This window comes from Candidatus Streptomyces philanthi (genome assembly GCF_059553635.1).
In genome coordinates, this window is sequence record NZ_JCANQV010000057.1 from 1 (window position 1) to 25,084 (window position 25,084).

Genomic DNA, 25,084 nt, shown 5'->3' on the forward strand with positions numbered 1-25,084 from the left:
GAGAAGCGGGGGTCGGCGAGCACCGCACGGCCGTGCTCGTAACCGGTGACCAGCCAGGCGTACGTACCGTTCGCCAACGCCACCCGCGCGGCCGGCCCCTGGCCGCGCAGCCGCGCGTAGTACGGATACGGGTCCTGGGCGAAGGCGGGGTCCGCGGGATCGAGTCGCACCCGCCCATCGTCGCCGAGAGCGGCCCGCGCAGTGGTGGGGTCGCGGTCAGACCTTGACGGTGGACGACTGTGCGAACCTCACAAAGCGGACGCCTCGTTGGCCGGCGTCGAGTGGACACTGGCACACGGACTGCCCGGCGACCCCGGCCGCGCACGGTGACGGGAGCGCTCAGCGGGTTCCCTACTGCAACGCCCCACGCCCGCTGGACAGCCGGCGCTCCCCGCGGCCCTCGAACGCAACCGCGTCCGCGCGGCACCCAGCACACGCCGGCGCGCTGCTCCTCGGCGCCGCGTTCATAGGCGTTTCCCCGGCGGGCCGACCTCCGGGCGCCAGGAAGCTCCTCACCAGCCCGAGCCCGCCCCGCCACCCTCCCGCAGCGCCGCCCCCTCGTGGTCCTCGTCGAAGGGGGCGACGGGCAGTTCGAGACGCCGGCGGGGAACGCGCCCCAGCCCGCCGCGCCAGTCGAGGCGGAAGCCGCGCCGGTGCAGCAGGCACAGGGCGTGCGTGACGGTGGCGCACGGCCGGGCGGGCCGGTCGGCCGGCAGGTGGGTGGCCAGCGCGTGGGACAGGGCGCTGCCGGGGGTGAGGTCGGCGACCGTGGTGCCGGGAGCAAGGTGGACACGGCCGCGTTGTGCCGCGCCGTGGTGCCCGGCCTCGACGGGGGCCCGGCCCCGGAACCGCCGCGCACGGACACCAAACGCCTGGTGGCCGGGGTCTGGAGCACGGTACTGGGCCGGGAGCGGATCGGCCGCGACGAGCGGTTCATGAAGGTGGGCGGCGACTCCCTCAAGGCGCTGCGGGTCTACGCCGTACTGCGCCGCCACGACTCGTCGCTGACCATCGGCCGGCTCTTCGAGCGCCCCACCGTAGCCGGTCTGGCGGCCGCCCCGGAACCGGCGGGCCACGGCGGGTCCGCCGCGCCATCGTCGCACCCCGGTGAGATCGTCGAGCTGTGAGCCGCCCCGCGCACACGCCACCGCACCGGCGGGCGGTGGCGGTCATCGGCCTCGCCTTCGAACTGCCCGGCTGCCGCGACTGGGACCAGATCCCCGGCATCCTGCGCACCGGCCGCACGACGGTGGGGCCGCTGCCGCCGCGGCGCGCGGCACACATCGGCACCGTGCCGTCCACCGGCGACCAGGAGGGCGGCTGGATCGACGACGTCACCGGCTTCGACCACCGCTGCTTCGGCCTCTCCGCCGACCGGGCCCGCCTCCTCGCCCCCTGTCTGCGCCGGATGCTCCACCTCGCCCTACACGCCGTCGGGAACGCCGGCTACCGCCCCGGCCTTCACCCCGCGCCCACCGCCAGGAGCCGCACCCGCACCGCGCGGCTGCGCAGGTCGACTTTGCCGAGCGCCAGGCCGAGCACCAGGAACGGCACGACCGAGACGGTGTCCTGGCCGCCGGCGGAGAGCGCGAATACGACCTTCTGGAACGTGGGCCACCAGTCACCGGGTTGACCAGGAGCGCGAACCCGCCGTGCAGCTGCATGAACGTGGGGTCCGTCGGGGCGGGAAGGAAGGACCAACCGGTGCCCGCGCGATCTGCAGCAATCTTGAAGGCAGGGGCGGCGACCGCCAGCACACCCGCGATGACCAGCGGCGTCCTTGCCCGCAACAGCGACAGCCACAGAGCGTAGAAATGCAGGATCTGCACGTCCCATTGGCCTATCTGCCCGCTGACCCCTCGCCGCCGCACTGCCTGGACGCGAGCGCCGACGATCATGCCGACACCTGAACCCCGACAGGGCTGGTCAGGACTTGGGGTGTTCCGTACGCCGGTTTCCGGCGCGGCTATCAAGGCCGCCACTGCCGGGCGACCGCCCCGCCGGTACTCCGCAAGCGCCTTGTCCGCCGTTGGGAAGACCGGTACCCCCCTGCGCCAAGGCGGTGGCACCGAGGCCGCCGAGGTGCTCCTGGACCCGCCGGCACCAACCGTGCCGTCGCCCGGCCTGCCGCTATCGAGGTGCGATCTTCTTGATCCAGTCATCGACGGTGAAGACGTCCGCCCACTGCGGGAACAGCCGCTCGATGAGAACCCGGTGTACTTCCGGGTCGGGGTCCAGGCAGGCGTCGGACAGGACGGTGAGGCCGAAGTCCAGGTCGTTCGCCCGGCACAGGGTGGACAGTACGACGGCGCTGGTGGCGATGCCGGTGAGTACGAGGCTGTCGATACCGCGTGCCCTCAGCACCACGTCGAGGTCGCTGCCCGAGAACGCGCTCGCCCGTCTCTTGGTGACCACCACATCGCCCGGCCGGGGCGCGACCTCGGGGTGGATCTCGGTGCCGGCCGCGCCCTCGACGTAGAGCCCGGCCTCCGCGATGGCGGTGAGAGCCCTGTTGCGCGTACCGACTTCCGGGAAACCGGGGCGCAGCGCGATGACCACGTAGATCACAGGGATGTCCGCCGTCCGGGCCCCGTCGATCGCCCTGCGCAGGCGCGGCAGGTACCCGGAGCCGTCGTCGACGAGGTCCACGATGGCCTGTTGGACGTCCATCACGAGAAGAGCGCTGCTCATGCCGTCTCCAGGAACGAAGCCGGTCCGACGTCGGACGAGCCGGTTCCGGTGCCCGGATTCTACGTGTCCCAGGGCACGGTGATGCGGTGCCTGCCGGGTAGGACGAGGCGGATGGCCGGCGGTTCGTGGGGCCACGATTGCGAGGCCCGGACTCCGGGGTCCGCCGCGACGGCCCGCAGTCCTCCAACCGGCGGGGGAGGAAGCGGAGTTGAAGGAACCGGCCTTGTCCTCCCTCACAACCCCGCTACCACCGGCTGGGAAGGCAACACCCCGGCCGCGGACACAGCTACTTGGCTTTGCCCTCTGCTTCCACCAGCTCCTTGAACTGCTGGAGATCACTCCGCACTCCGCGCTCGATCGCGACGGCCTGCGCGAACCCCTGCGGGCCGCCGAAGGCTTCCTTGATCGTGCCGGGGTCGTACTCGAACCGGGCCTGGAGGCGGGTGTGCGCCCGGTCGATGGGCAGTAGCGAGAAGGTCCCCGCCAGGTCGGGACCGCTCGTCGTCTGCCACGTCATCACGTTCTCCCTCTCCCGGTCGGCGATCTCGACCTCGAACTCCTGCGCCCGGCCTCCCGCGTCAACGTCCAGGTGTGTACGCCGCTCACCCTCCGGCCGGGCACCCCGTACACCGTTCAGGAACCGCGGATAGGTCTGCGGGTCATGGAGGCAACCCCAGGCTGTTTCTAGGGGAGCACTGATGTCGATGTGTTCTTCGAGAGTGCTCATCAGGCACCTCACAGCTTCCTGTACAGCTCACCCGTTACATCTCCAGATTCCCCCACCCAGCGGCCGCAAGCGACCCCGCGAAGCCCTCCGCGGTCACCCGCAGTGATCGTCCGGGTCCTCTGCGCTGTATCCGCAGTTCACCGTCTTGATCACCCTCAAGGCGCTGAAGGCATCCGGACGGGGCCGGAGCGTGCCGACAGCCACGTCTGATGCAGGTCACCGTCCGCCGGCCCGGCCACGGCGATCGCGGACGCGGCAGTGACCAGTGGGGAAGCACCCGGCCCGGCATCGTCGTGGGGCGCACCGACCGCCCCCGGACCGGAGGCCGACGACGGCCGCCTCGACGCCGAACAGCATCACCACATCAAAGGCCGATCCCGGAGCGCGCCGGCCGGACGCCGCCGAGGACCAAGCAGCCACCCGACGGCCACAACCCTCGGTTGTGCCTGGTGACTCTGTGGTTGTTTGATCCCCGGGCTCGCCCTCGCTTTGATGTTCCCGATCACGGACCGGTGGTGCGGATGAGCAGCGAGGGGCGTCGGAAATGAGCAACGGCCACCGGCTGGGGCGGCGGTTCGGGTGGTTGTGGGTGGCGCACGGGACCAGCGCGCTCGGCACACGGCTCGCCTTCGGAGCATTCCCGCTGATCGCCGTCCGCGTGCTGCACGCCGGCCCCGCCGAGGTCGCCGCGCTCTCTTCTGTGGGGGCCGCGGTGGGCGCGGCCGTGGCGGTGCCGCTCGGCCCGTGGACGGAGTTCCGCCGCAAGCTGCCGGTGCTGATCACGATGGACCTCGTACGGTTCGCGGCGCTGCTGACGATCCCCGCCGCGTTCGCGCTCGGCGGGCTGACGTTCTTGCAGCTCCTGGTGGTCTCGGTCGTTGTCGCGGCGGCCGATATCACCTTTCGTGCCGCTTCCGGCGCGTACCTGAAGACACTGCTTCCGGCCGAGGACCTGCTCGTCGCGGGCGCCCGGTTCGAGTCCACGACCTGGATGACCACGATCATCGGTCCACCCCTGGGCGGCGCGGTGACCGGGCTCCTGGGCCCGGTGGCGACGGTGATGGCCGACGCTGCCAGTTACCTGCTCTCGGCCCTGGGGCTGCGAGCGATGGGCGGAGGCGAGCAGCGGCCCGAGCGCCGTGACACGGCGGGCACACGGGCCGGGGACCTGCTCGCCGGCTGGCGCCACATCCTCGCCGACGCGACGCTGCGTCCGCTGCTCCTCAACACCGCCGTGTTCAACGGTCTGGTGACGGCCACCCAACCGCTGCTGGCGGTCCTGATGCTCGGACAGCTCGGCTTCGCGCCGTGGCAGTACGGCCTTGCCTTCGCCGCGCCCTCGATCGGGGGGCTGCTCGGTTCGCGGCTGGCCCGGCCGCTGGTCACCCGGTTCGGGCAGCATCAGGTCCTGGTCGTGACCGGAGTGCTGCGCGCGCTGTGGCCCGTCGGCCTGGCCTTCCTCGGGCCGGGCACCGGCGGGCTGTTGCTGGTGACGGGCATCGAGTTCGGACTCATCTTCTGCTGCGGCGTCTTCAACCCCGTCCACACCACCTACCGCCTCACGCGCACCGCGACCGATCACGTCGCCCGCACCCTGTCCGCCTGGGCGGTGACGACCAAGGCTGCGACCGCGCTCCTGACAGCCGTGTGGGGCGTGCTGGGCAGCCTGCTCGGCCCGCGCACGGCCATCGGCCTGGCCGGCGTGCTCCTGCTGGCGACGCCGTTCCTTCTTCCCCGACGTGCCACGCCGCGCCTCGCCGCACCGGAACCGGGCCGGGCCTGACGGGCCGTCGCCGTCATTGGCTGCCCCGCCCTTCTTCGGAGCGGCAGACCCCTTTCGCGTACAGCCTCCTCCGCGAAGCCAGCGGCCGAGGCCATCTTCCCTCCGTGCAAGTCGGGGCCGTCCCACTCGCCACTGCCCGACCGCCCGCCGGATGGGCGCCCGTCGTGTGCTGCGATGGACGCGTGCGCGGCCGCACGCCGCGAGGCCGCCGCACACGGCATTGTCAGTGGCACCCCATAGATTCCTGCCATGAGTTCTTCGCTGAGCGTCTACCTGCTCGACGTCGCCGCAACGCGCGCCTTGATCGGATCTCGCGACGACCAGCTGCTGGAGGTGATACGCACCAACTTCGGGGACGATCTGGCCCGCGACGACGACTACCACAGCGACGCCCCGTCCGGCTTGCTGCCGGCCCCGGGACGGAGATCCGGAACCGCACCGGCTCGCCCACAGGACAGCACCCCCGCCGCGAGGCGCATGCCCCGTACGCAAGGAGCCTGATCAAGGCCGTCACCCTCCCACTCCTGGGAGAGAAAGGACCGCCACGCCTGCGTCAACCGCACGATCAACACCTACCGGGCCACCGGACGGCTCCCGGCCCATGACGCCACCTGCAAGACATCCGGCCGACGGGCACCTGACCCACACGCGGGCACGGCGCCGGTACCGCAAAACGCACCGGGAACGCCCCGCTTCTGACCGCCACGACCGCCGGCGGCCGGTGCGCGAGGCCCCCGACGGGACCGATGTCGTCCCCTGACCGGGGTTTCGGACCCTGCGCGGTAGGCCCGCTCCGTCCCGGGCGGCCCTGCCGGGAGGCTTGTCACGGATGGCGGGTCGGCCGTCGGCGCCGTCGGCGTGGTCGGGCGATCCGGGTGTACGAGGCGGTGTCCGTGCGCACGTCCGAAGAATCGCGGGACCCGGCCAGCGGGTCGTTCTCCTGGCCGGATGAGATCTGCGCGTACAGCCGTCAAGGCAGCGTCGTTCCCGACACGGCGTGCGGGCTTCAGGGCAGTCGGTGATAAAACACCCGCATGCTGGCGGTCATCGCGTCGGTGGCGGTTGCCGTGTTCAGCCGACGGGTGATGTCCGACTCCGAGTCCACACCACGTCGACAACGGGCTCCCCCCGCTTTGGAGCCAAGCCCTTACGGCGCTGTCAGCGTGCGCCCGGATCCGGACAGCAGTGATCCAGTCCCGCCCGCGCTGCCGCCGGTGGCCGGAAGGCCGCACGACAGGAACAGCGACGGCCGGCAACTGCTGCGCGGCCGCGTATGCGACCGTGACCGACCGCGAGCACCTGGAGAAGGCCGCAAGCCCGGCGCAGGCACGGCGGGCGACCGTACGGGCCGGGCCCGTCGCAGGAGCGTCCCCCACCGTCCGTAGGATGGGAGTACCGACGCATACACGGGTAAGGAGGCTGCCGGTGCTGGCTGCGGTCGCCGAAGCGCCCGGCCGGCTGGCCGATGTCCTGGTGGTCCGGGACGTGGACGGGCCCGCTGCTCCCGGCGCGGGCGAGGTCGTGGTGCGCATGCTCCTGACGACCGTCAATCCCTCAGACGAGGTCACCGTCTCGGGCGCGTACGGGTCACGGACGGTGTTTCCGATGGTCCCCGGGTTCGAGGGCGTCGGCGTGATCGACGCTGTCGGACCCGGGGTGCCTGCCGGGGTGCTGGGGCAGCGTGTGCTCCCGCTCGGGTCGGCGGGCAACTGGCAGCAGTACAAGCGGCTCGGCTACTCCTGGTGCGTTCCGGTGCCGGACGACCTTCCCGATGAGGCCGCCTGCTTCGCCTACATCAACCCCCTGACGGCCACCATGATGGTCGACCGGTTCTGCCGACCGGGCGTGCGCCGTGCCGTGGTCACGTCGGCCACGTCGGCCATCGGCCGGCACCTCGCGGAACTCCTGACCGAACGCGGGATCACGCCGGTCGGGGTCGTACGGGGAACACCGGGACGGGCCGTGGCCGATCCGTCCCGGTGGCGGGCCGTGGTCGCGACGAACGAGCCCGGATGGCGCGAACGACTGCGGGCGGCCGTCGGGCCGCGGGGCGCTGACGTCACCTTCGACTGCGTCGGTGGCGGCATGGGCGGCGACGCGTTCGCCCTGACGGCGGACGACGGCACGTTCGTCCACTACGGTCTCCTGTCGGGGACACCACTCCCGCCGGAGTGCTTCACCGGCCAGGGGGCTCGGATGGAGCTGTTCCGCCTGCGCGACATCGTCCACAAAGACGGCGGACAGCATCTGCCCGGGCTGTTCACACCGGTCTTCGAGAATTTGCGGCGCGGCCGCCTGCACACGTGTGTGGGCGAGCGCGTTGCGCTCAGCGAACTCGCCGGTCACTTCAAGAACCCGGCGGACCGGCGCGCGGGGAAGGTCTTGATCGATCCGCAGAGGTGACAAGCGCACCGGAGGTGTCCTTCCCGCGCCGCAGCCCCCGGGCCGGGGGCAAAGCGCTGCCCGGCGTCGGTCACGCCGGGCGGCTTCCGGTGTGGACGTAGCGGGTGATCGGCGAAGGTCCGCCGGGCGGAGAGCGGCGGTGCCGCGCCTCGTCGTGGCGGTCACCGTGCCGGTGGCGGGCCTGTCCGGCCGGTGGACGCCCGACCCGCTCAAGCCTCCGAACAGGGCCGGCACGAGACGCCCACCCCGCCAGGGCCGGCCCGCCGCTCTCACGTGCGAGCGGATGCCGCCGCACCGTCGCCGGACGACATCACCCCTTGCGGCCGACTGCCCGGCCGGAACACGCGGCGTCAAGCGCGGCACTACGTCGAGGCGGCTGGTGTGCTGCCGGTGTCACCGGCCCGGACGCGCCGGTTGCCGCGTCCGGGCCGCCGGGCGGTGGACTACTTCTCCTGCTCGGTGAGCTTCTGGAGTTCCTTGAGCAGGTCGACGGTGTCACCGGCCGGCGGGGCCTTCACCGATACCTTGGTCCCGTAGTCGGAGAAGGCCGTGGTGGTCGTGATCGTGCCCTGCGACGTCTTGATGTCCACGTCCATCTTCACCGGGTAGTCGTCACCGTTGACCCACACGTCGTAGGCGTAGCCCTTGACGCCCGCCTTCTTGGCGTTCGCGAGCAGCTTCTCGCGGTCCTCGGGCGTGAGGGCCTGGACGGACTTGGCGCCCTTGAGACCTTCCTCGACCGTCAGCGAGCCCTTGTAGTGCTCGGCGCGCTCGCCGTTGACCTTGCCGGACCCCAGGTGCTTGACGTTCGGTGAACCCAGCAGCATCGCAAGCTGCTGCGCCGGGTCCTGGTTCAAGTCCTCCAGGCCCGCGGTCATCTGCTTGATGAGATTGGCGTCGTCGGTCTGCTGCAGCGCGGCCCGCAAGCCGATCTTGCCCCACCTCTTGCCGCCGAACTCCTCAAGCCCCTCGTCCATGTCGACGTACATGGTGTCGTCGATCCAGATCACGCGGGTCTTCTCGGCGTCGTCGCCGGCTTTCGCCCCGAGCAGGCTCTCGGTCGTGGTCACATCCATGACCGTCGGGTTCCAGCCCATGACGCCGGACGTCTTCATCACGCCACTGTCCTGCATGCCCGCCGGCGTCGTCATACTCATCGTGACCTTCGCGGACTTCGCCGCCGCGGTCTTCTTGTAGGCCGCGGAAAGCGCGTGCGTCGCCGCGCCGTTGCCGGATTCCTGCCGGCCCCCCTCAGCCTTGCCCGAACTGTCCTGGCAACTCGTCACGCCCACCATCACGGCCACCGCAGCCAACGAGATCCCCGCACGTCGCACCATGCTCTTGCGCACGCCCACCCCTGTTTGCCCGTCTTTGCTGTTTACGCTACGTACCGTAGCGCATTAGTTCGACATGTTACGAAGGGATAGGCCATTCCCTCCCAACCCCGACCGGCACATGTGGCCGCGATGAGGATGCCGGTGTCTTGACGGCAGCTTTCGGGCCGATCTGGGAACCGTGCCGGTGGGAGGTCTCGGCTGTCATGTTGGGTAGCCGATCTCCGAGATGACTTCGGACAGATCGGAGAACTCGACGTCCGGGGTGAGCGTGGCGACGCTTGCCGACGTCTGCGGGTGCTGGGCCAGCACAGCACGGACGGCATCAACGGGCGCGTCGCGCCCCAACGGAGTACGGAAGCCAGCTGTTATGCGGTGGGCGTGGCCGCCGGGGGCAGAACCTCAAGGACGACAGCCGTTCCGGCAACGGTCCGGTCTTCGTGCATGGCGATCACTTGGCCGGGCTGAAGATGCTGCCACTGCGAGGAGTCGAGAGGTGCGAGTCGCACCGAGGACCGCTCGCCGGGCCCCTGGAAGGGCGTGAACTCCGCCCAGAGGAGGGCGATGTTGAGGGTTGGTTCACCGGTCGGGGTCCGATTTCCGATGTTCCACATCGGTCGCAGGGCGCCCGCTCCGGAGAATGGCGTCTGCCGACGACTCTCACTGGCCGGCCGGAGGGTGAGGTCGGCTCGGATAACGCCGCTGCGGGTTTCGTGGCAGCGCCAATGGCACCAGGCCGCGCTCTTCTCCAGCCGCATCTGCTCGGCCGCCGTGGCGAGGGCCTCCCAGAAGCTGAGCGGGAGCGGGCCGACGTCGCCGAGTTCCTCCAGCAGTCCGAGGGCCACTTCCCACTCGTCGTGGATGAGGTGGTCCCAGACGTCGTTGACCGTGATGTCGTTCCCGGTGGCGATCTCTTCGGGGACCAGCGGGGACGCGGCTTCCAGCAGCTTGGGGACATCCATGCCCTGATTGTGGACCTCGGCATCCTGGCTGCGGCTGGGGGTGCCCGGTGATGACGATCGAGCAGCTCGCGATGCCGGCGATGTACGGTTCGACCTGGGCGGTGTCGGTGTGGGTCACCACGTCGCGGACCACGTGTTCGACCAGGGCGACCACCAGGTCGCGGACAAGGGGCCCGACGGCGGAGGACGTGGTTGTCAGGGTGAGCCCGCGGCGGGGCTGTGGCGCTGGGAGCCGCGGCTGGCGCAACCTCGTCTCTCACGCGGCGACGGCTCTTCGGTCCTGTCTCCCGCAGGGTGGTTTCCCTGTGGTTTTCGAGCTGTCTCGTTGGGGGGCCAGTGGGCTTTCACCCGTGCCCTGGCGCCGGGTTGTTCTCGTGTCATTGACGGCGGTGGCGGTGACGGTGTTGGTGATCTGGGGGCCGGTTCCTGGAAGAGGCCAGGCCGCTGTGCCTGCCGGGGCCCGGGCCGAGGTCGGTGAGCTGGTCCGCGCGCAGGTTGATGTTCCGTCCTTCGCCCGGCCAGACGCGTGTCGCTGATCCTGGCCTTGACCTCAACTCAGCTTGAGGTCTTACGGTCCTGTCCGTGATCACTCACGAGAAGGGAACGCACATGACGAACCCGCAGGCGCAGCAGTCGCCGCAGCCCCCGCACCTCACCGAAGCCGAAATCGCCGCCCAGCCGGCCGCCTACTGGACCCGGCTGGCCTACGAGGCCACCCTCGCGTACACCCGTGCCCGGATACTCGAACTCGGCTATTCCCAGCCTCAACTGTGGCTGCTGCGCAATCTGTCGAAGAGCGACCTTTCGCCCGACGGCCACGGCATGACCCTCCCCGAACTCCAGCACGCCATGCGCACGTACCTCAGGCCCGAGGACAACCTGGAGGCCGAGGCGGCGGACCTCGTGGAACGGGGCTGGCTCACCCGCGACGACGGGGGCCGACTGTGGATCACCGAGCGGGGAGAAGAGACCCGCGCCTCGTTCCGGCAGCATGTCCCGGCGATCCGCGACGGCATCCACCGCGGCATTGACGACGCCGACTACGTCACCACCCTGAGGGTGCTCCAGCAGATGATCCGGAACACGGACGGCACGCCCTGAAGCCACCGGACCACCAGCGCAATCCCGCCGTCGCGCGGCAGGCCGCCGGGGCCCCTGATCGTGCCGAAGCTCGTCGTCCTGGCGCGTGAACGCACCGTGCCGATCGGCTTCGCGGTCATCACGGCGGGCTTCGCACTCCAGGTGACGGCCCTGCTGACAACGGCCCGGCCGGGCCCGGTCCTGGTCGCGGGCCTGGTGGTGGCCGGCACCGGGCACGGACTCGTCCTGTCGTCGCTGACCCGCGTGCTCATGATGGGCGTCGAGACCCGCCGGGCCGGCCAGATCTCCAGCCTGGTGATCTCCTCCATGCAGATCGGATCAGCCGCAGGAGTGGCCGGATTCGGCCCCGTACTGTTCGCCGCACTCGGCGACGGCACCGGAGCCCGCGCCTACGCCACCGCCTTCGGCACCGCGCAGGCATGCCTGACCGCCGCACTGCTCGCATGCCTGCTCCTGAGCTTCTCGCTGGCACACGTACTGCGGACCGCACACGCCGTCCCCGCAACGCAGAGGTAGGAAGGCGAAAACGTGGCGAACGGGCTCACGGTGGCGGTCGTCGGAACCGGACCCCGCGGGGTGTCGGTCATCGAACGACTCGCGACCAGGATCGCCGAGCGGCGCTACTCCGCCCCGGTGACGGTGTACGCCATCGACGGGGCCGAGGTGGGCTGCGGACGCACATGGCGCACCGACCAGCCGGACATCCTGCTGATGGACAACTCCACCGACGAACTCACCATGTTCTCCGGCCCGGCCGACGACGGCCCCGCCCGGCCGGGCCACGGACCGGCATTCGCGCAGTGGTACCGGACCTCGGGCCACACCGCGGGCGTGACAGTCGGGGAAGCGGTGTACGCACCACGCCGCGCCTACGGCGAATACCTCACGTACGTATGCGCTTCGGTCCTGCGCAACACCCTGCCGCTGGATGGCGGGTGCGGTACGCGACGAGGCCCGACCGACCACGGACGCGCATGGCGGCTACGTCCTCGCCCTGCGGACCGGCAAGAGCACACCGCCGACGGTGTCGTCTCCCCATGGGGCTCTCCGGCCAGGGCAAACGACGCTGCCCCGGCCGGCTCGGCCCGGCACGGCCGGTACGCGCGGACTCTCGTTCCTGCGCCCCAGACCGGCCGCGTAAAGGGACTTCGGCAGCGCCCACGCGGCGAGCGCGGCCGCAGTGCTGGGACGAGGCTGTCGTTCTTATGACGTCCTGGCCTCACTGACGCTCGGAAGCGGAGGCAGCTTCGGCGACCCATGGGCGGCACACTGCACTGCCGGCGTGCGGGCGGGCCCCGCCGCATCGTCGCGGGGTTGCGCACCGGCGTCCCTTTCCGGGGGCGCGGGGTGCCCGTGGCTCGGGGGGATGCCCCTATGATCCGGTGTTGTTCACAAAGGGCCGGGTGCGGAGCCTGTGCGGCGGCGATGGGCGCGGCTTCGCGGGGTCGTGCACCTTGGCTCGATGCCGGGGGCAACGTGGTCTTCTTCCACCCCTTGCTGCGGTGTAACGCGGCTCCGGAAGGGCCGGGGCCTTCCCGAGTGCATGCGTGTGGTCGGTCCTGCTGTGCAGGATCCGTGCATGCGGCCTCAGCGGCGCTTGACGAGGCAGGGCCAGCCGGGCGGGCCTCCTCGGCGTCGGTTGCCACGTCGGTCTCTTCTGTGGTCGGGTGTTCGGGAGCCGGTGGTCTTCGGGCATTGTGCCGGGTGGTGGGTGACGCTCGCCCGCACGCACGGGCGGGCAGTAGCGACGATCCGTCAAGGTCGCGGGGAGGTGCTGCGCGCCACTCGCAGCCTCCGGCGGACGGCCGTGGAATTCGCAGGACTGCCCCGGCGTCCCACCGGGCCTTCGTCCCCGAATCCGGCCCTGTCGCTGTCGTTCTTGTCCGTCGGGACTCCGTCGGTCCGGGCAGAACGGCTCCTGGCGTCGCGCGAGGTACCCGCAGGTGCTCTCGCGCCCGTAGAGCTCGTAAATCTGGAGCGGCGGTCGCTGCTCCGGGCGGCGCGTTCGTGCGGCGGGTTCGTTCTCGCCGCCCCTAAAGGGTTGTTCACCGGGATTCGCGGGGTCCTCGGGTCGTCGGCGGTCTAGTGTCGGGCGCGTCGTGTTGTCCGCCGCTGATTGGAGCGTCCTGTGTTGTCGTCCTGTGATCCCCGGCATGCTCCTGTTGGTGATGTGAGTGCAGCGCTCATGATGGTCGATTCCCGGCTCAAGGCTGTCCACGGCGGCAAGTCCGAGACCGATCCTGACGAGCAGGCGCTGATCGAGCAGTTCGCCGCGTCCTTGGACCGGGATGGTGTCGATGAGGTGCTGGACGGCGCGTGCACGCTCATTTTCGTGTTCATGCAGTGGTTGCGGAAGGCCTACGAGGACCACGGCAAGGATGTCATCGAGTGCGTGGTGCCCGATGTCGTGGCCACGATGCGCATGATGCCCAGGAGTGTCTGCCCCCAGGCCGTTCCCACCATGGCCGGTCTGCTGGTGGCCGCGGGTACCGGTCTGAGCCCCAATCTGTGGCGCAAACAGTACGGCTACTGGACCAAGGACGAGATGACGCCCTTGGAAGCCACCGCTCTCCTGCTCGCGGAGCACATCAACCGTCTCACCGACGATCCTGACTTCGCCACCCGTATGGTCAGCGAGGCTTTGTCGGAGGCGGACGAAGCCTGACGTGCCGTCTCTGCCGCGAGGGTGTTCACGTGTCAGGAAATTCTGGGTGCTGGGTGTCATACAGCGGTCTTTCCCAGTCGTGTACGAGGTGGACGGCCGAGACTTGCCGCCCGTCGAAGTCTCTCGCCGGCGGTGTGGCAGGCCGAGGCTGTGACCTTACGGCCTGTAAGGGAGACCGTGCGCAAGATGACCCATCACACTTCGGAGGTAGTCATGACGCGAGTTACTGTCCGTCTGGCCGGTGGCCTGCTGGCCATTGCGGGGTTCGCCGGTCTGGCGACTGCCGCGGCACCTTCGGCCTGGGCCGACACCGGTGTGACGGCCTGGGTCGGAGGAAACATCCGTGCACAGGCCAACACGTCCTCGCCTCCCGTGGGGACCGTCGCGAAGGGGCAGCGTTTCACCGCGGCGTGCTGGCTCGAAGGCGAGCAGCTCACCCGCAACGGGATCACCAACCACAAGTGGGTGAAGCTGACGGACGGCAGGTTCATCTGGGCCGGCCTCCTCAAGGGGAACGACACAGGAGGCGTGCCCAACCACTGCTGAGCAGGGCCGGGGAGTGGCGCGGTGATCTATGGGGCTCTGTTTCCAGCCTCCGCCCGCTGCTCGGACGCCTCGTCGGCAGGTAGAAGCGAGCGGCCCCTCGCCCGAGGGGCCGCTCGGTGGTGAAACTGCCGGGGCCGGTCTCCTGCTGGCGCAGGCGGAGGGGCGTCGGGCCACGGCTCGGGGGCCCGATGCGGCGCGCTGGCCGGACGGTTCAGCGTCGGCTGGAACCGGGGCTCGTTGCAGGGTTCGCCCACAAGGCCGTCCGCGTTGCTGTCCGGGCGCAGTCCTGTCGCCTGGTGCGCAGACGGATCACGCTGTCGTTCCCGTGTGCCACGCGCAGGCTCTGGAACTGCGTGGCTTGCGGGAAACATGCGCAGACCGGATTCACCACCTCTTTCGTCCAGTCGTTCATTGCCGTCTTCGGCTCCACGGTGCCGTCGGCCCAGCGGTGCGGACTCCACTGCTGTCACCGGCAACCGTCGCAGATCGTGGTGTACCGGGCTTCCACGTGAATGGTGCGGGAGGCCGGCCCTTCCCGTGGCTTGGTTGCGGAGGGTCTGCGCCGTGTCCGTGGCTCCGGCTGCTGCGCATGCGCCGGAGTGGCCAACCCCGCTGGCATTGCCCCGGCGAACAGTGCCGCCGCCATTGCCGCCGTTCGGCGCACCGAATGGCCGCGATGGCGCGGATGCGTTCCTGGTGTTCTGGAGTGCGACCGGCTGAATCGGTTCCCTGTGCTTCTCCCGCCCGCGGTGAAGTACGAAGCACGCGGCACGCCGCCGCGCGGTACCCGTGCCGCGCGGTGTGGCGTCGCGTGCGTGAAGCGGCGCTGGTGCACGCCGCAGTCCTCGGTTTTCCCACCGGCCCGCGCCGGAGCAGTATCTGCGTCGTCCACCGACGGGTTGGCGACGGCTGTGCCCAGCCCGCGTCGCGCCGCTGCTGCAGCCGCCACCTCCAGAGGGAGCGGCCCGTCTGGCGGAGATCTGCTGGAGTGGCCCGGGGCGCCGCCTGCCGGTTCCGGTGATCTGCGGAACCTGGCACGGCGCGCCGGCCGCGCACCGTGAGCTCCCCCTCGGGGCCGTGGCCGAGTCCCTCACGGACTCCCTTGCCGCCGCCTCCTGCGCCGCACACCCAGGAGCCCGCTGCTGCCAACGCCGACCTGCGGGAGTTGCGGGCCCGACCGGTTCCGAACCGGCTGCGGCCCCGCGCGACCACCGGCAAGGGCACGGAGGGCGCCGGGACGAAGGCGGAGGGCGCAAAGCATGTACGCGGCCATGGACGAGGTCCTGCAGCGCCTGTGCGAACACCGGTCATCGTGACGCACGGCGGCTCGTCGGCATGCGTCGTGCGTCCTGGATCAAGATGCCGGTCCGGTCGGCCGGCTACGCCGGCTTCCGGCTCCCTCCGGTAGCATCACCGCGCTGCGTGAGGGCAGCTTCTTCCGCAACCGCCAAGTCCTCGGCCTCGGCGACACGCACCCGGCTCCGTGCAACGCTGAATCACCACCTCGGCCACGCCCGGCCAAAGCACTTCAGCAAGCCCCTGTTACGGATTGCCCGTCGGTCTGCTGCCCGTGACGCCGCATCCTTGACGCGTTCAACTCGGCTTGACCAGCCGCGCTTCAAGGAGCTCGGCGCCGCCCTCCTCATCTGCGCGAGTGGTGCCGTCGGGCTGGAAACCGGCTCGTTCGTAGAAACGTATCGCCAAAGCGTTGGGGACGTACGCGTACACGCACAGCGGGCCGTAGCCTCGCTGCTCAAGATCGTCTACCGCGTGCCCGAAGAGCCGCCTGCCCAAGCCTGTGCCGATGCGTGCCGGCTCGATGTACAGGCCGTAGACCTCGGCAGCGCGAGGGCCGAGATCCGGATCCTGGTCCTGGTCGGCCGGGCCCGTCCGGCAGAACCCGGCCACGGCATCGCCCTCCTGGGCGATCCACAGACGGTGCTCATCCGGGAGCTCCGCCAGGTACTCGGCCCACTCGCCGGCATCCCGCACGGCATCGAGCCTGCGGAGGCGGTCTTGGCTCATGAAGCCGGCATACGCCTCCCGCCATGCGCGGACCTTCAGGTCGCCGATGGCCCGTGCGTCTGTGGGAACAGCGGAGCGGATCACGGGCCGAGTATAGGAGCGGATCGGATACGGGGGCGGCTTCACCAGGTCAAGAACAGCTTCCACCGTGTTCTTTGCGGTCTGCCCGGCCTGGTCGGTTCGGTGGTGGTCCCGGGGTATCGGACGGTCTTGCCCGCGTCATAGCGGGTGGTGGGGGAGCGGTTCTTCGATCCAGGAGTCTGCCGGGCCGGTTGGTTTCGGGCAGGGGCCGGACAATGCAGGTCCGGGTGGGGAGCCCTGGACCTCGGCGGACCCGGGTGGGGCGAGCCGGCCGGGCTTGTCCGGCTTCTCCCGAGGGCGGCGGGGAACTGCGGCCGGGTGGGGCGGCGCTGGGGCGGGCCGCGACGGCCGGCCAGGTCCGCCGGTCAGCCGCCTGGGGCGTGCGGGGTTTCGGGCGGGTTCAGCCAAGGCCTGCTTGGCCGCCGGAAGGTGTGTTCCAGGCCGGACCTGCGCAGGAACGCCTGCCGGCGCAGGCCGGTGGCTGACGTCCGCAGCCGGACGGGAAGCCGATCGTGCCCGCCGGGCGGGCGGCCTGCCTCCCGGCGGATCAACGCGCCTTTAATAAGCAGGAGTTCACCGCTGCGGTCAATCCGTGCGGAGCGGGTGGTCGGAGGAGGACGGATGCGGTCCCGGGCCGTGGCGCGGGCGGTGCCGTAGCGGCTGGTGACCTGCGCGGTGGCGGCCTCGGGCTCGGTTACGGGGCGGACTGGGCCGCGGTGGTCTCGGCGCGCCCTGCGGTCGGCCCGGCCGCATGGCGTCCGGGATCCGGCGCCACGAGGTGCGGCCCGCCTCCGGGGCGGGCTCGGCGGTGACGGGCGGGCGTTTGGATGGGGCCGGCCTTTCGTTCACGGCTGGCCCGCGCACCGCAAGCCTCGGCTCGCCCTCCCACCTCGTCGGGACGGTGAAAGCGGCGGCAATCCTGCCCGCGCCTTACGGCAACGACCTGTACGCTTCCCGGCGCCGCACCACGCTGGAGGCCGGCACCAGTCAGGGGCCAGTGGGCGTGCCGGACCGCCGGCCGAAGCTCCCCGGCGGGTGTGACCGGCCCTCGTGCTTGTCAGCCCGATCGGCATGCCGGAAAACGATCAATCGAAGGCGCTGTCGCGCCCTGGCGTCTTCGAAAAGAAGGCCCCGGAAGGTCAGCAATGAGGAAACAAAGGTCCTCTGTCGCCGGGGAGACGTGCCAGGGCGATCGGTCGACACACCACGACCCAACCCCTCTGCCTCTCCCGTTCCGTCTCCCCCGCACGGGTCCGGCCGAATTGCGGCGCTGGTCAGCAGCGCGAGCGGGAGCGAGGAAGACGCCGGCGGTTTGACCGTCACCTGTGAGGGCACCCGCGAGGCCACGCCGCCCACGTGCCGCCCAGACCGACATGGTGCGCGGGACCGCCGGCGGCAGCATCGACCACAGTTACAGCACACCGAGAAGACCACCGCCCCCACGCCTCACACCCCGGCCCCACCAGACCTCGCCACCGGCCCACGGTACGACGGAGAGAACCGCTGGCGGCAGGGCGAGGTGAGAGGCCCGGACAAACCCGCGAGCAGCCCCCGGACAGGAGTACCGTCATGCGCATCCCCGGCCCCGGGCATCAGGAGGACGGCGGGCTGAGCGCCATCGCGGCAGCGGGCGGGCTGCACCGGTACCAACTGCGCCTGCACGATACCTACGGACCCGTCGTACGCTTCCAGCTGCCGGGTGCGCAGGAGGCCGTATCGGTCGCCGACCCCGTACTCCTGGAGGCCACAGCACACATCGACAAGCGGCCCGCCCAGCTGTTCGCGTTCCTCGACCCGCTGTGCGAGGCGGGCAACCTGCAAGTGCTCCCCGCCGGCGAGCACACGCCCTGGCGCCGGCTGCTGCTCTCGGTGTTCGCCGGGCGCCCGGCCCACGAGCGGCACTTCACGCGCCTGACCCGGCTGGCGCTGGAGCTCGCGGACCGCTGGGCCCGGCAGGCCGACGGTGAACCCATCGAGCTGCAGCAGGAGCTGGCCGCGCTGTCACTCCGCATGATCTGCGCCTTCGCGCTCGGCGGCGCCGACGCCGGCACGGACCGGATCGTCGCCGCGTTCGAGGAAGTGCTCACCGAGCACCTCGGGCGGCTCTACCAGGTGCCACGGGCCGACCCGCGCTCGGCGCAGCGGGCGGATGAAGCGCTCGCGTATCTGCGCGCGACGGTCGACCGCGTCGTGGCGGCGCACCGCTCAAGCGGCCGCGCCGACCGCAGCGACCTGATCGGGGCGCTCGTCGAGGCCGGGCAGAGCCCCGCACGGATCCGGGACACCGTGATGATCACGCTGCTCGCCGCACACCACACCACCGGCGCCACCCTCGCATGGACACTGCACCTGCTGGCCGGCCACCCCCGCACGGCCGACCGCGTCGCCGCCGAACTGGACCAGGTGCTCGGCACCCGCGCCGCACCCGACTACGGCGACCTGCGGCGGCTCACCTACCTCGGCAGGGTGCTCAAGGAATCGATGCGCCTGTTCCCACCCGGCCCCTACGGGGCACGCGAAACGACCGAGGAGCTGATCCTGGGCCCGTACGAGATCCCGCCCGCGACGACGATCTTCTACCCGTTCTGGGCGGTGCACCTCAACCCCCAGTACTGGCCCGACCCGCAACGGTTCGACCCCGGACGGTTCACACCGCAGGAAGCGGCCAAGCGGCCGCGCCTGGCGTACATCCCTTTCGGGATCGGGCCGCGCAGCTGCGAGGGCGCCGCCCTGGCCACGGTCGAGGCCCGGCTCATCCTGGCCGTCCTCCTCAAGCGCCTGCGCTTTCGGCCCGTGCCGGAATGCGAGGTGATGCCGGTGGAACGCTTCGTACTGTGGGCACGGGACGGGATCTGGATGACGGTACGGCCACGGGACGTCTGGACGTAGGAGGGCAGGACGTTGTGGGCGTGGGGCCGGCGGACGTCCGCAGGCTCCGCTGCGTGGCCGGTGACAACCGCAGTGGATGTCCCGGACGGCGATCGCAGCCGGGCGGGCGTCTTCGCCGGCGAAGTCCCGGGCGTGGAGGAGTTTTCCGGCAAGGACGCGCGGGTAGCGCTCCGCCGCCGTTGTGCCCAGGGGTGCAGGGCGTGGCGACGGCGACTGCTGTTTCCCCAGGCCAGCGAGGGTCTGGCCCGACAAGTGAGATGCGCGGGAAAAAAGTTGGCCGGCGGCATCCGGATTCGGGCCTCTCGGCGCGTGTAAGGGGGTGAGGGCGTAAGGGCCCTCGTCAACGAGTCGATGAAGGGGAGGCCGGTCCGGTGACCTGGCTTGAGGGGATGGGAGCGGGCGGGGTCTCGGCCCCGCTGCTGCTCCTGGCGTACTGGGTGTTGCGCCGTACCAAGGGCACGCTGGAGATGTGCCTGGACGCGTACTTGCAGGCCCGTACGGAGCGCGAGCAGCGCGCGACGATGATCGCGGTGGCGGCGGCGCTGCCGGAGGGCGGGGCCGCCGCCCGCTTCGAGGAAGGGCGGCCTGCCTGGCTGTTGTGCAAGCATCCGGAGCAGGGCCGGCCGGCGATGGGCATGCGGGAGGCTGCGTGACCGGGTCCGACCGGGGCACGGACTTCGAGGCGTTCGTCCTCGAGACCAGCGCGGCATTCTCCCGCGTGGCCCGGGCCGAAGCAGGGGGCGACCTGCACAGCGCGGAAGACGCTGTGCAGGTCGCTTACCTGCGCATGTTCACGTCGTGGGAAAGGATTGCGGCGCGGCCCGGAAACAGGGCCGCCTACGGCCGCACCGCGGTCAGGAACGCGGTGATCGACCAGTTCCGGCGCAACCAGCGCATCACCCCCGCACCCTTGCAGGACCTGCCCGAGCAGGAATCACGGATCGGCATCCCCGACGCCGCCTACGAAATGATCAAAGAGGGCATCGATGAACTAGTCGCCGAACTTCCCGACCGGCAGCGGCAGGTCATCACCCTGTGCGTTCTCCAGGACATCAGCCCCGAAGACGCCGGGAAACTCCTGCGCCTCAAGGAGGAGTCGGTGAAGAGCTACATCCGCATGGCCGTCAAGAACCTGAAGAAGTACGTCGACGAGACCAGCGAGGAGGGAACCACATGAGCGCCTGGGGCAAGGAACACGAGCAGAGCGGCGCCATCCGGCTCCTCGCCGCGTGGTGCCTGCTCGAACGCTCCGAGCAGGCACTTTCGAAGAGTCCGCGGACACCCCGGAACCCGGCACAGGCGGAGGGGGGCCGGCTTTCCGGCCGGCCCCCGGCCCTCGCCCCCTGCCCCGACGGCCGGGAGCGGACCGAAGCCAAGAGCGAACTGGTGCTCCTGCTGGCACGCGAGTGCACACGCGACATCACCGCACGGCAGACACGCCGGATCGCCGAACTCCTGGAATACCTGAACCGGGAGGACGAGGCATGGTGCTGGTGGCAATGGGCGGCAGAAAGAGGAGACGAGGACGCGCAGGATTATCTTGAAATGATCCGTGCCGAAAGGCAGGAACAAGAGAATCCGCTGATTGAGTCTCTGGCGCCCTCCGACCCGGAAAACAGTCCGGCACTGTCTGTGTGGAGAGCCAGTCGAGCGAACGCTGGATCACGCACATTCATGGCCGTACAACGGGCCTTGAGCGCTGCAAAAAACCCAGGGCTGAGCAAAAACGCGAAGCAGCTGGTGAGGGAAATCGAGGAGTACCTGCGGCACCCTGATCGCATGACGGACGGGAGGCGGCACTGATGCACGACATCCTTCCGGCATGCCCGGAAACGGGGGCAGCCCTGTAGAACAGACCCTCATAAGTGCCTCACGCCAAGGCACCACGACTCGTTGAGACAGCGGCCCGCCCATCGGCGGGCCGCTGCCGCATGCCGGGACCTGCCGCAGAGACCGGCATGTGCGCTCGCTCCACCCGGCGAACGAAGACGGCCAGGCCGGGTGGAGGCCACGGGCCGACCACGCTGCCCCGAACCGAGGGCCTCGCCGGCGGGCCCGCCCCAGCACCGGGATAAAACCCGGCACCGCGTGACGGGCCGCCGCCCCCAGGCCAGGTCAGCCGCCGTGGGACGTCGTCTTGTACGGCGCCGCCGCCTGCTCCGCCGCGTACAGCAGCGCGGGCTTCAGCTTCGGCCAGAAGTAGCTGTCCTGGCAGGCGTACTTCGGGGTGAACCCGGAGCAGCCGCGGCCGTCGCTGTCGCCGATCTCGATGGTGAAGCTGGCCAGCCCCAGCTTGTCGTACGTCCAGTCGTCGGTGCCGCCGGCCGCGTCGTAGAGGATCTCGCCGGCCTGTCCCGACCGGTAGCCGGTGAGCGAGCCGAGCCGTCCGGCGAGCGCGCGCAGCGCGGCGTCGTTACCGGTGTGACGGGTGTGGTCGTCCTCCCAGGGGAACAGGATCATGCTCGCGTCGCTGTGGAGGCTGATCATCATGCCCTTGGCGGTCTCCGGTGCCGGATCGCCGTCGCCGGTCCCGGTGCGCACGGCCGGATACAGCTTGCGGAACAGGTCCTCCAGCGCACTGTTCTCCGGTTCGGAGTCGGCGGCCGGGCCCAGGTAGATCTCGCTGCACGGCTCGGTCGAGGTGCCCCGGCCGCCCCAGTGGCTGCCCGCGTTGCGGTTGAGGTCCACGCCGCTCTGGCCGCTCGCGCCGCACCCGCCGCCGTTCGCGTCGTCGGCGTTCTTGCGCTGGAGGAGGGGGTGGTCGCCGCCCTGGGCGACGATGTCGACGCCGTCCGGGTTGGTGATCGGGACGACCCACATCTCGGTGGAGTCCATCAGCGAGGTGACGGCGGGGTCCTTGCCGTACTCCTCGGTCAGGGCATCGATCCAGCGCCAGGAGACCTCACCGGTGGTGAGTTCGCGTGCGTGGATCTGGCTCATCAGGAAGAAGCGCGGCTTGGGCGCCTTCGGGTCGAGCCGGCAGTCGCCCTGCTCCCTCTTGGTCAGGCAGATCGCCTTCAGGTCGCGTCCGCCGCGGCCGTGCTGCTTGAGCCAGCTCTTCCCGTAGGTGACGACCTCGGCGGTGTCCGGGTGCTGCGCGGCCACCTGGTCGAGGTGCGCGTAGTGCGCGTCGACGGTGTGGTAGCCGCCGTAGTAGGTGTCGTTGACGCCGCCGGTGGCGCGGGCCGGGCGCGGCGCGCGGGGCAGCGGCTGCTCCGCCGTCTCGACGGCCGTGGGCGCGAAGCCGAGCCGGCGCAGTCCGCCGGCCGTGCCCGGATCGCCCATGACGAACAGGTCGTCGCCCTGGCGGCGCTCCAGCAGGTCGTATCCGGCCGAGACCAGCTTCTGCGCGTCCGCGCTCTCGTGGACGGGGACGCGGTAGACGACCATGGTGCGCCCGCCGGACGCGGCGGGGGGCTCCGGCGTACGGGCGGAGGCCGGCGGGGACGCGGGGGAGAGGGCCGTGAGTGCCGCGGCCACCGCTGCCGCGGCTGTGGTCACCAGGGATTTCCGGGGCATGGCTGGGCCTTCCGTGAGGTGTGTGGGGCACCTGCACACGGACGGGACGCACCACTGCGCACCGCGCCCGTGCGGCTCCCGGAAGGCCGGACCGGCCGGCGCTCCGGGCGCCTGGTTACTGCCGATGAGTCGAGGCCTGGACCAACGGGAGGCATGGTGCCATGAGCATGCCATGGTGGAAAGGGAGGGTTTTGGGCGTTGCTGTGGCGAAGTTGCAGGCGAGTGAGGGGAGATGGGGTGTACGGGCGGCTTCGGGTGCGCTTTCCCCGCGGGCGTTGCTTCCACCGTGGGCTGCCCTTGCCTCAGCGGCCTTGGGCCGTTCCCGGGCCGGCTTCTCCCGCATCGCCTCGATGAAGCGGCTGATCGCCTACGGCCGTGCCCGCATCGCCTTCCTCCTGGACCACCACGCCATCACACGGGCCTCCCTGGACCGGACCAAGCCCGTCCCCGTAGGCGGCGCCACCATGACCCACCCCCCACCTCCGCATGCTCCTCGGACGGATCCGCCCGGCACCGCCCTACCCCGACACCCTCGCCGTCCAGCTCGCAGCGGCACTGGAAGGGCCGCTCCTGCTCTACCTGTCCATGGACGAAGCCGCCGCGGCACCCGCCCCGGAAGCCGGACAGCCGCTGGCCGAGAGCTGGCAGAGTCTGATACAGCGCGCCCTGCGAGGTACAGCCCCCTCCTCCTCGGGAAAAGGCGCTGCCTGACTCCGCGGCGAACCGGGCACCTGCCTCCCCGTCCCGGCGGGTCACAGGACCGGCTTCCGCATAGCTCGGACCGCGACCCTCGCGAATGCCTGCGACGATCTTCCGGACAGGACGGCGGTCCCGGCCCGCGGAGACCCTGGGGTGAGCGGCTCCTCGATGCGGCGGGGCACGCCCTCGGCCTCGGTTGAGGGTGGCGTCCGGACCTCGCTGATGACGGCCGAGTCGCGGCCGGTCAGAGTGATCCAGCAGCCTTGGCGCCAGATCCCGGGGGAAGCGCGAACCAGGTGGCGCGGTAGCGGGAACCATCGCCAGGACCCGTACGCGCAGCCGGGCGGCGACCGACACCAGGGCGTTGTGCACGTCCGCCTTCCAGGTGTCCACCCCGCCGCCGGCGATCACCGTCGGCCGGCCGGAAGGCGGGTCGAACGGCGCGAACAGGTGGACCGGAAACGGGGGTCGCCCTGGCGGGGCACGTTCAGCACCTCGCGCCGCAACTCCACGTCGAACCCGGGCGCGGCGAGCAGGTACTACTCGACCTGTCAGGCGAGCACGGCACGCTAGTGCCGCATCAGGCAACGTTCACCCTGGCGACGACCTCGCGGAGCCGTTGATCGTCGGCGTGTTTGTTCCGCCAGATGACGTAGCGGCGGATCATGCTGCCCTGCTCTTTGTGGCTGGCGTGGTCGGTGCCGTCCAGCGCGAAGTAGCGCAGGGCGGTGAACTGGGCCTCGATGCGGTTCAGCCAGGGCTGTTGGTCGGCGTGCAGGCGAACTCGACGTTGTTGGCCGCTGCCCAGTCACCGATCCGGGTGTCCTTCTTCGTGGTCAGGTGCGGCGAGAAGTTGTCGAGCACGATCGCGATCCGGACCTGGGCGGGTAGACGCTGCGCAGGTACCGGCAGAACTCCAGGAACCTCGTCCGGTTCTTCTTCGGCTTGATATGGCCGTAGAGCTTGTCCTGGCCCAGGTGGTGGGCGGCGAACAGGTGCCTCACCCCGTGCGGGCGCGTTGAGGTCGCCCGTCGGCGGGGCCGGGGCGCGCGGTCGGGGTCCTTGTGCCGTCCGTCGCGTTCGGCCCACTGCCGGCCGGGGTGGGGCTGGAGGTTGAGCGGGCCGAACCCGTCGAGGCGGAAGGCGACTTCGGGTTCGCCCTCCTCGGGTACGACCTCGCCGTCGGCGATGGCATAGAGGTGCTCGACGCGGGCCTTCTGCGACCGAACTCCTCGTCCTGGGGCCGGTCGCTGTGGTTGGGCGCGTCGATCGCGACGACCGCGAAACCTTCCGCGGCATAGCGACGCGCGCGGGACACGGTAGTGGGAGCCGTCTTGTGCTGCCTGCCGCCGTGGCCCAGCAGAATCAGAGGACGAGTACCGCAGGCGCCCTCCGGCGTCCACAGCACGCCGGAGATCTCGTCAAGGGTCTGTGCTGGTGTGGGTGATTGTTTGTCTGCGGGTCGGTGGGTTTGTGTCGTGAGTTGTGGTCTGGTGTTTTTCGGGGGTTGGTGTGGTGTGGGCTGGTGCTGGTTGCTGTGAGGTCTGTCGCAGGGGGGCGGGAGAGGGTTGGTTCGCCTGGCCCCGGCGAGGAGCGGGAGCGGGGGTGTGGGTGGGTTGGGGTGTGTGGTGGGTGTTATGTGTGGTTGGGTTTGTTGTG

21 protein-coding genes and 2 pseudogenes are annotated in these 25,084 nt (G+C 70.6%); 15 read left to right on the forward strand and 8 right to left on the reverse strand.

What is annotated here, in order from left to right:
- The first annotated feature begins 731 nt into the window (after positions 1-731).
- On the forward strand, positions 732-1,127 hold the full coding sequence (locus tag AC51EU_RS09825; protein ID WP_496266364.1) for a phosphopantetheine-binding protein: 396 nt from the start codon (positions 732-734) through the stop codon (positions 1,125-1,127).
- Positions 1,124-1,633, forward strand: coding sequence for a beta-ketoacyl synthase N-terminal-like domain-containing protein (locus AC51EU_RS09830; protein WP_496266365.1), 510 nt, complete (start codon positions 1,124-1,126; stop codon positions 1,631-1,633). Before AC51EU_RS09825 ends, AC51EU_RS09830 begins: the two co-directional genes overlap by 4 nt.
- 497 nt (positions 1,634-2,130) lie before the next feature.
- Here the strand turns inward: AC51EU_RS09830 and AC51EU_RS09835 are convergent, their stop codons facing one another.
- The gene (locus AC51EU_RS09835; protein WP_496266366.1) at positions 2,131-2,691 is read right to left on the reverse strand and encodes a cysteine hydrolase family protein; all 561 of its coding nucleotides are present in this window, start codon (positions 2,689-2,691) and stop codon (positions 2,131-2,133) included.
- 286 nt (positions 2,692-2,977) lie between these two features.
- Positions 2,978-3,418: an SRPBCC family protein gene (locus AC51EU_RS09840; protein ID WP_496266367.1), complete on the reverse strand. Its 441-nt coding sequence runs from the start codon at positions 3,416-3,418 to the stop codon at positions 2,978-2,980.
- Positions 3,419-3,962: 544 nt separating this feature from the next.
- On the opposite strand from AC51EU_RS09840, the gene AC51EU_RS09845 reads away from it, so the two are divergent.
- The 3 genes from AC51EU_RS09845 (at position 3,963) to AC51EU_RS09855 (ending at position 7,604) form a co-directional block, all read left to right on the forward strand.
- Complete coding sequence (locus AC51EU_RS09845) at positions 3,963-5,201, forward strand: MFS transporter (protein WP_496266368.1); 1,239 nt, start codon at positions 3,963-3,965, stop codon at positions 5,199-5,201.
- A 249-nt stretch (positions 5,202-5,450) separates the two neighbouring features.
- The gene (locus AC51EU_RS09850; RefSeq protein ID WP_496266369.1) at positions 5,451-5,702 is read left to right on the forward strand and encodes a DUF7691 family protein; all 252 of its coding nucleotides are present in this window, start codon (positions 5,451-5,453) and stop codon (positions 5,700-5,702) included.
- Positions 5,703-6,626: 924 nt separating this feature from the next.
- A complete protein-coding gene (locus AC51EU_RS09855) occupies positions 6,627-7,604 on the forward strand; it encodes a zinc-dependent alcohol dehydrogenase family protein (RefSeq protein ID WP_496266370.1) in 978 nt (325 codons plus the stop codon).
- A gap of 443 nt (positions 7,605-8,047) precedes the next feature.
- Here AC51EU_RS09855 and AC51EU_RS09860 read toward each other — a convergent pair whose 3' ends face one another.
- Together AC51EU_RS09860 and AC51EU_RS09865 are read right to left on the reverse strand one after the other, a co-directional pair.
- Positions 8,048-8,953, reverse strand: a complete 906-nt coding sequence (locus AC51EU_RS09860) for an SCO4651 family lipoprotein (protein WP_496266371.1) — start codon at positions 8,951-8,953, stop codon at positions 8,048-8,050.
- 353 nt (positions 8,954-9,306) lie between these two features.
- On the reverse strand, positions 9,307-9,900 hold the full coding sequence (locus AC51EU_RS09865; protein ID WP_496266372.1) for a hypothetical protein: 594 nt from the start codon (positions 9,898-9,900) through the stop codon (positions 9,307-9,309).
- Between the two features lie 609 nt (positions 9,901-10,509).
- Between AC51EU_RS09865 and AC51EU_RS09870 the strand changes: the two genes are divergently transcribed.
- The 5 genes from AC51EU_RS09870 (at position 10,510) to AC51EU_RS09890 (ending at position 14,212) form a co-directional block, all read left to right on the forward strand.
- Entirely contained in the window at positions 10,510-11,001 is a 492-nt protein-coding gene (locus tag AC51EU_RS09870) for a winged helix DNA-binding protein (protein WP_496266373.1), read from the forward strand.
- 60 nt (positions 11,002-11,061) lie between these two features.
- Positions 11,062-11,517, forward strand: coding sequence for a hypothetical protein (locus AC51EU_RS09875; protein ID WP_496266374.1), 456 nt, complete (start codon positions 11,062-11,064; stop codon positions 11,515-11,517).
- A gap of 60 nt (positions 11,518-11,577) precedes the next feature.
- Positions 11,578-12,210, forward strand: coding sequence for an FAD/NAD(P)-binding protein (locus AC51EU_RS09880; protein ID WP_496266376.1), 633 nt, complete (start codon positions 11,578-11,580; stop codon positions 12,208-12,210).
- Positions 12,211-13,129: 919 nt separating this feature from the next.
- A complete protein-coding gene (locus AC51EU_RS09885) occupies positions 13,130-13,666 on the forward strand; it encodes a hypothetical protein (protein ID WP_496266377.1) in 537 nt (178 codons plus the stop codon).
- 213 nt (positions 13,667-13,879) lie between these two features.
- Positions 13,880-14,212 carry an SH3 domain-containing protein gene (locus tag AC51EU_RS09890; RefSeq protein WP_496266378.1) on the forward strand — a complete coding sequence of 111 codons (333 nt, stop codon included), beginning with the start codon at positions 13,880-13,882 and terminating at the stop codon, positions 14,210-14,212.
- 1,593 nt (positions 14,213-15,805) lie between these two features.
- Here AC51EU_RS09890 and AC51EU_RS09895 read toward each other — a convergent pair.
- Positions 15,806-16,321, reverse strand: a complete 516-nt coding sequence (locus AC51EU_RS09895) for a GNAT family N-acetyltransferase (RefSeq protein ID WP_496266379.1) — start codon at positions 16,319-16,321, stop codon at positions 15,806-15,808.
- A gap of 1,566 nt (positions 16,322-17,887) precedes the next feature.
- Between AC51EU_RS09895 and AC51EU_RS09900 the strand changes: the two genes are divergently transcribed.
- From AC51EU_RS09900 to AC51EU_RS09915, 4 genes are all read left to right on the forward strand, one after another.
- Positions 17,888-19,207, forward strand: coding sequence for a cytochrome P450 (locus AC51EU_RS09900; RefSeq protein WP_496266380.1), 1,320 nt, complete (start codon positions 17,888-17,890; stop codon positions 19,205-19,207).
- 371 nt (positions 19,208-19,578) lie between these two features.
- Positions 19,579-19,860 carry a hypothetical protein gene (locus tag AC51EU_RS09905; protein ID WP_496266381.1) on the forward strand — a complete coding sequence of 94 codons (282 nt, stop codon included), beginning with the start codon at positions 19,579-19,581 and terminating at the stop codon, positions 19,858-19,860.
- On the forward strand, positions 19,857-20,384 hold the full coding sequence (locus tag AC51EU_RS09910) for an RNA polymerase sigma factor (RefSeq protein ID WP_496266382.1): 528 nt from the start codon (positions 19,857-19,859) through the stop codon (positions 20,382-20,384). The genes AC51EU_RS09905 and AC51EU_RS09910 overlap by 4 nt, the downstream gene beginning before the upstream one ends.
- The gene (locus AC51EU_RS09915) at positions 20,381-21,010 is read left to right on the forward strand and encodes a hypothetical protein (RefSeq protein WP_496266383.1); all 630 of its coding nucleotides are present in this window, start codon (positions 20,381-20,383) and stop codon (positions 21,008-21,010) included. Before AC51EU_RS09910 ends, AC51EU_RS09915 begins: the two co-directional genes overlap by 4 nt.
- 312 nt (positions 21,011-21,322) lie before the next feature.
- Here the strand turns inward: AC51EU_RS09915 and AC51EU_RS09920 are convergent, their stop codons facing one another.
- Positions 21,323-22,726: a M14 family zinc carboxypeptidase gene (locus AC51EU_RS09920; RefSeq protein ID WP_496266384.1), complete on the reverse strand. Its 1,404-nt coding sequence runs from the start codon at positions 22,724-22,726 to the stop codon at positions 21,323-21,325.
- A gap of 486 nt (positions 22,727-23,212) precedes the next feature.
- On the opposite strand from AC51EU_RS09920, the gene AC51EU_RS09925 reads away from it, so the two are divergent.
- Positions 23,213-23,437: a hypothetical protein gene (locus tag AC51EU_RS09925; protein WP_496266385.1), complete on the forward strand. Its 225-nt coding sequence runs from the start codon at positions 23,213-23,215 to the stop codon at positions 23,435-23,437.
- A 568-nt stretch (positions 23,438-24,005) separates the two neighbouring features.
- Here AC51EU_RS09925 and AC51EU_RS09930 read toward each other — a convergent pair.
- Together AC51EU_RS09930 and AC51EU_RS09935 are read right to left on the reverse strand one after the other, a co-directional pair.
- Positions 24,006-24,648: pseudogene (locus AC51EU_RS09930) on the reverse strand (transposase); the annotation flags it as partial.
- Positions 24,645-24,842: pseudogene (locus tag AC51EU_RS09935) on the reverse strand (alpha/beta hydrolase); the annotation flags it as partial. The pseudogenes AC51EU_RS09935 and AC51EU_RS09930, both read right to left, overlap by 4 nt.
- Positions 24,843-25,084 lie beyond the last annotated feature (242 nt).

Coding starts and splice junctions, on each gene's coding strand:
- AC51EU_RS09835 (WP_496266366.1), bottom strand. CDS start 2,691: ATGAGCAGCGCTCTTCTCGTGATGGACGTCCAACAGGCCATCGTGGAC.
- AC51EU_RS09840 (WP_496266367.1), bottom strand. CDS start 3,418: ATGAGCACTCTCGAAGAACACATCGACATCAGTGCTCCCCTAGAAACA.
- AC51EU_RS09845 (WP_496266368.1), top strand. CDS start 3,963: ATGAGCAACGGCCACCGGCTGGGGCGGCGGTTCGGGTGGTTGTGGGTG.
- AC51EU_RS09850 (WP_496266369.1), top strand. CDS start 5,451: ATGAGTTCTTCGCTGAGCGTCTACCTGCTCGACGTCGCCGCAACGCGC.
- AC51EU_RS09865 (WP_496266372.1), bottom strand. CDS start 9,900: ATGGATGTCCCCAAGCTGCTGGAAGCCGCGTCCCCGCTGGTCCCCGAA.
- AC51EU_RS09870 (WP_496266373.1), top strand. CDS start 10,510: ATGACGAACCCGCAGGCGCAGCAGTCGCCGCAGCCCCCGCACCTCACC.
- AC51EU_RS09890 (WP_496266378.1), top strand. CDS start 13,880: ATGACGCGAGTTACTGTCCGTCTGGCCGGTGGCCTGCTGGCCATTGCG.
- AC51EU_RS09900 (WP_496266380.1), top strand. CDS start 17,888: ATGCGCATCCCCGGCCCCGGGCATCAGGAGGACGGCGGGCTGAGCGCC.
- AC51EU_RS09915 (WP_496266383.1), top strand. CDS start 20,381: ATGAGCGCCTGGGGCAAGGAACACGAGCAGAGCGGCGCCATCCGGCTC.
- AC51EU_RS09920 (WP_496266384.1), bottom strand. CDS start 22,726: ATGCCCCGGAAATCCCTGGTGACCACAGCCGCGGCAGCGGTGGCCGCG.
- AC51EU_RS09925 (WP_496266385.1), top strand. CDS start 23,213: ATGCTCCTCGGACGGATCCGCCCGGCACCGCCCTACCCCGACACCCTC.